The sequence below is a fragment of the Kitasatospora sp. NPDC024654 genome, assembly GCF_055559155.1.
Genome location: NZ_JBVHLF010000004.1, coordinates 209,022 through 213,288, shown reverse-complemented (window position 1 = coordinate 213,288; position 4,267 = coordinate 209,022). Strand labels below are relative to the sequence as shown.

Annotated in this window: 5 protein-coding genes; 1 reads left to right on the top strand and 4 read right to left on the bottom strand. The window is 73.1% G+C overall.

Annotation, left to right across the window (positions count from 1 at the left end):
• Positions 1–203: 203 nt before the first annotated feature.
• Complete coding sequence (locus ACZ38L_RS04405; RefSeq protein ID WP_465689097.1) at positions 204–866, top strand: class I SAM-dependent DNA methyltransferase; 663 nt, start codon at positions 204–206, stop codon at positions 864–866.
• Positions 867–978: 112 nt separating this feature from the next.
• On the opposite strand, the gene ACZ38L_RS04400 is transcribed toward ACZ38L_RS04405, so the two are convergent.
• The 4 genes from ACZ38L_RS04400 to ACZ38L_RS04385 all read right to left on the bottom strand — a co-directional run bounded on the left by ACZ38L_RS04400 (position 979) and on the right by ACZ38L_RS04385 (position 4,250).
• Positions 979–1,761 carry a DNA polymerase III subunit beta family protein gene (locus ACZ38L_RS04400; protein ID WP_465689095.1) on the bottom strand — a complete coding sequence of 261 codons (783 nt, stop codon included), beginning with the start codon at positions 1,759–1,761 and terminating at the stop codon, positions 979–981.
• Between the two features lie 99 nt (positions 1,762–1,860).
• Entirely contained in the window at positions 1,861–2,112 is a 252-nt protein-coding gene (locus ACZ38L_RS04395; RefSeq protein ID WP_465689093.1) for a MerR family transcriptional regulator, read from the bottom strand.
• A 108-nt stretch (positions 2,113–2,220) separates the two neighbouring features.
• Positions 2,221–2,421 (bottom strand): hypothetical protein, encoded by a 201-nt coding sequence (locus ACZ38L_RS04390; protein WP_465689091.1) that lies wholly within the window; start codon positions 2,419–2,421, stop codon positions 2,221–2,223.
• Positions 2,418–4,250: a DEAD/DEAH box helicase gene (locus ACZ38L_RS04385; RefSeq protein WP_465689119.1), complete on the bottom strand. Its 1,833-nt coding sequence runs from the start codon at positions 4,248–4,250 to the stop codon at positions 2,418–2,420. The genes ACZ38L_RS04390 and ACZ38L_RS04385 overlap by 4 nt, the downstream gene beginning before the upstream one ends.
• Positions 4,251–4,267 lie beyond the last annotated feature (17 nt).

Here is a 4,267-nt window from a genome sequence, read left to right as displayed (position 1 = left end):
AGGGGTCCCTTCGGGGCTGTGACGTGCGAACTTGGCGGTTCAGCACGGCACCCTACGCCCGTGATCCTTTTACACCGCAGGTTGGACGCGACCGAGCGGCTCCGGGGAAACGGACTGGTCGAAAGACCGGAACCGCGCCCCGGGCCGACTTCACCAAGGGCCGGCGGGCGTCAGTCGCCGACAGGGGGCTACCGTCCTCGGGTATGACGGAAGCGACCTACCTGCACGCCACTCGGACGGCCTACGACATCGTCGCCGCCGACTACGCCAAGCTCCTCAGCGCGGAACTGGAGGCCAAGCCGCTGGACCGCGCGATGCTCACGACGTTCGCCGAACTCGTACGGGCCTCGGAACTCGGGCCGGTCGCCGATCTCGGTTGCGGCCCCGGCCGGGTGACGGCACACCTGCACTCCCTCGGAGTGACCGTCTTCGGCATCGACCTGTCCCCGGAGATGGTCGCGGTGGCCCGCCGGACGCACCCGGACCTCCGGTTCGAGGAGGGATCGATGACCGCCCTGAACCTGGCGGACGGCGTTCTCGGGGGCGTCGTCGCCTGGTACTCGACCGTCCACACCCCACCGGAGCTGCTGCCGACGGTCTTCGCGGAGTTCCATCGAGTACTGGCCCCGGGCGGCCATCTGCTACTCGCCTTCAAGGTCGGCGATGAGCGTCGGCACCTCGAGCAGGCATACGGTCACGAACTGTCGCTCGACGTCTACTGGATGCCCCCGGACCACGTCGCCGAGCTGCTGAGCGAGGCCGGCCTCGTCGTGGACGCGCGGCTGATCCGTGAGCCCGACGAGAGCGAGAGGCCCCGACAGGGCCAGCAGGCGTACTTCCTGGCTCGCAGGCCGGGGAGGCCGTAACCGTCGACCCGCGAGTCGGCTCCCGCCACCGGCCGCCCCAGGGCGCCGAGTCGGTCGAGGCCCGGCCGGGCCGATGGTCGGCGAGGAGGCGGGACCTCGACCGACGCCGGTTTCAGGAGGTACGTCCACCGACAGCTGTGTGACCACAGCGGACTGGCATCAGGAGCGAGAACGGCCCTTCGCCCGAGGCCGGGCGGATGGCCAGCGGGCTGATGGGGCCGCCGAGTTCGAGAAGCAGTCGCTCCTGGGCCGGCGCGGCGAGGGCCTGCAGGAGGTACTCCTGGTTCACCGCCAGGCGCAGGGGTCCGGCCTCGGTGGGCGTGGGGTGGTCCGTGCCCGGGTCGGCGGCCACTCGGAGGGAGCCGTCGCCGTTCAGTACCAGAACGGTCAGCGGGACCTCGGCTCCGTCCGGGGTGGGCTGCTGGTGGCGGGTCGGACCGGTGAGCACGGCGCGCCGCAGCTCGGCGGCGGTCACCGGGACCCGGTGGGCAGGGTCCAGCCGGATCAGCCGGCGGTAGTCGGGGAAGTCCAGCTCCAACCGCCGGCCCTCGACCGTCCGACCGTCGGCTTCGGCCGACAGCCGGTCGCCCGAGAGCGTGAGGGTCAGCTCGTCGCCGCCGACCGCCTCGGCCAGCGCGCGGATCTGGTCGGCGAGCGCGGTCGGGGCCAGCACGCTGAGGGCCCCGCGGGGGCCGGCGTGCACGGTGGACCGGGCGACCGCGATCCGGTAGCGGTCGGTGCTGACCAGGCGCAGCGCGTCGCCGTCCAGGTCGAACAGGACACCGCCGAGCATCGGCAGTTCGGGTGCGGTGCTGACCGCGAAGCGGACGGCGGCCAGCGCGGCGGCCAGCTCGGTACGGTCCACGGTCAGCCGGATGGCGGGCGGTACGGTCATCGGATGCTCCCTCTGGTCGAGCAGGTCTCGGACTGTGGAGAGCTCGCGACGCGCGTCGGCCAGGCCGTCCTCCAGCCGCCGCAGGTGCGCGTCGAGCACTCAGCGGGCGGCGTCGGAGCCGGCGGGGGCGGTCAGCACCAGGCGGATGTCCGCCAGTGGCAGCCCCACCCGGCGCAGCCGGCAGAGCAGCCGGGCGTCGGCCAGCTGGTCGGGCGCGTACCAGCGGTAGCCGGTCTGCGGATCCACCCGGGCCGGGCCGAACACACCCGCGCCGTCGTAGAACCGCAGCGCGCTGACGCCCAGCCCGCTCTCCCTGGCCAGTCGGCCGATGCCGTACATCTCGCTCTCCACGCCGAGGACTCTGCGGGCTCGACCAGGTCGAGGGTCAAGCGCCACGGGGGGCGGGGTCGGGAGTGGAGGCGGGGCCGACGTCACGAGGTCGCCGTCATGAGGTCGCCGTCAAGAGGTCATCGCACGGTAGAGCGGGGTGAGCAGGTCGGCGAGGTTGCGGCCACGTACGGTGATGTCCGGACGGGCCAGCCGGTCGGGGGGCAGGTCCGAGGGGCGGGTGCCGGTGGAGTCCGCGTCGCCCGCGTCGTGCAGCGTGAAGTCGCCCTCCCAGTAACCCTCCAGGCCCTCCGTCATGTCCGCGCCGGTCATGCTTCCACCGCCTCCTCCGCCAGCGTGAGCAGTTCGCGCAGCTCCGCGACCGGGAGTTCGGTCAGCCAGTGCTCGCCGGGCCCGGTCACGGTCTCGGCCAACGTCCTTTTAGCCACGGTCAGTTCGGCGATCCGCTCCTCCACCGTGCCGACGCAGACCAGGCTGCGGACCTGGACGTCGCGGCGCTGACCGATCCGGTGGGCCCGGTCGGTGGCCTGTTGTTCGACCGCCGGGTTCCACCAACGGTCCAGGTGGATCACCTGGTTGGCGGCGGTGAGGTTGAGCCCGGTACCGCCCGCCCGCAGCGAGAGCAGGAAGACCCCCGGACCGTCGGTGCGTTGGAACCGCTCGACCAACGCGTCGCGCTGCCGGGCCCCCAAGCCACCGTGCAGGAAGAGCACCTCGGTGCCGAGCCGCTCGGCCAGATAGGGCTGGAGCATGGTGCCGAACTCGGCGTACTGGGTGAAGACCAGGGTGCGGTCGCCCTCGGACAGCGCCTCGGCCAGGATCTCCTCCAGCCGGGCGAGCTTGCCGGAGCGGCCGGCCAGCGCCGAGCCGTCGTGCAGCAGGTGGGCCGGGTGGTTGCAGACCTGCTTGAGCTTGCCGAGGGCCGCCAGCACGGTGCCCTTCCGCTCGACGCCCTTGATCCCCGCCACCCGCTCCAACAGGTCGGCCAGCACGGCCTGGTAGAGGCCGGCCTGCTCGGCGGTGAGGGTGCACCAGACGGTCATCTCCTGCTTGGCGGGCAGCTCGGCCGCCACCGCGGGGTCGCGCTTCAGCCGGCGCAGGATGAACGGCCTGGTCCGGCGCTGGAGTTCGGCCATCCGCTGCGGATTACCGTGCTGCTCGACCGGGATGCCGTAACGCTCCTTGAAGGCCGCCGCCGAGCCGAACAGCCCCGGGTTGGCGAAGTCGAGGATGGCGTGCAGCTCGGCGAGCCGGTTCTCCACGGGGGTACCGGTCAGCGCGATCCGGTGTTCGGCGGGGAGCGAGCGAAGCGCGCGGGACTGGGCGGCGGCGCTGTTCTTCACGGCCTGCGCCTCGTCGGCGATCACCCGGTGCCAGCGGATCGCGCGCAACTGGTCGGCGTCGCGCGGGAGCAGGCCGTAGGTGGTGATCACCAGATCGGCGCCGGCCACGGCGGCGCGCAGCCCGTCGCCGGCGGGGCGCTCGGCGCCGTGGTGGACGTGCACTCGCACCATCGGGGCGAACCGGGCCGCCTCGCGGCGCCAGTTGCCGACCAGGGAGGTGGGGCAGACGAGGAGGGTGGGACGGGACGCCTCGGCATCCTCGGCGTGCTCGGCGTGCTCGATGGCGAGCAGGGCCAGGGTCTGCACGGTCTTGCCCAGGCCCATGTCGTCGGCGAGTACGGCGCCCAGGCCGAGCCGACCGAGCGAGCGCAGCCAGGCCACTCCACGCTCCTGGTACGGGCGGAGTGTGGTGCCGAACTCGGCGGGGAGCCGCACTTCGCCGGCCGCCGCCGGGTCGCCGCCGCCGAGGAGGGCACCGAGTACACCGGTGGCGTGGACCGGACCGACCGGCAACCCGGCCACCGAGGCCTTCGGGTCCAGCGCCAGCCGTAGCAGCCGGTCCGCGGGCAGCTCGCCCTGCCCCTCCCGTGCCAGGAAGTCGACGGCGGCCGCGATCTGCCGGGCGTCCACCTCGATCCACTGCCCGCGGATCCGCACCAGTCCCTGCTTGGCGGCCGCCAGCTGGGCGAGTTCGTCCGCGGTGAGCGGCTCGCCGTCGACGGCGAGCCCCCACCGGAAAGCCCCCACCCCATCGCGATTTATCCCGCTCGCGGTCCCCCCCCCCCCCGGCGTGGTCACCCCGGCGGCGGACACCC

Coding starts and splice junctions, on each gene's coding strand:
- ACZ38L_RS04390 (WP_465689091.1), bottom strand. CDS start 2,421: ATGACCGGCGCGGACATGACGGAGGGCCTGGAGGGTTACTGGGAGGGC.
- ACZ38L_RS04405 (WP_465689097.1), top strand. CDS start 204: ATGACGGAAGCGACCTACCTGCACGCCACTCGGACGGCCTACGACATC.
- ACZ38L_RS04400 (WP_465689095.1), bottom strand. CDS start 1,761: ATGACCGTACCGCCCGCCATCCGGCTGACCGTGGACCGTACCGAGCTG.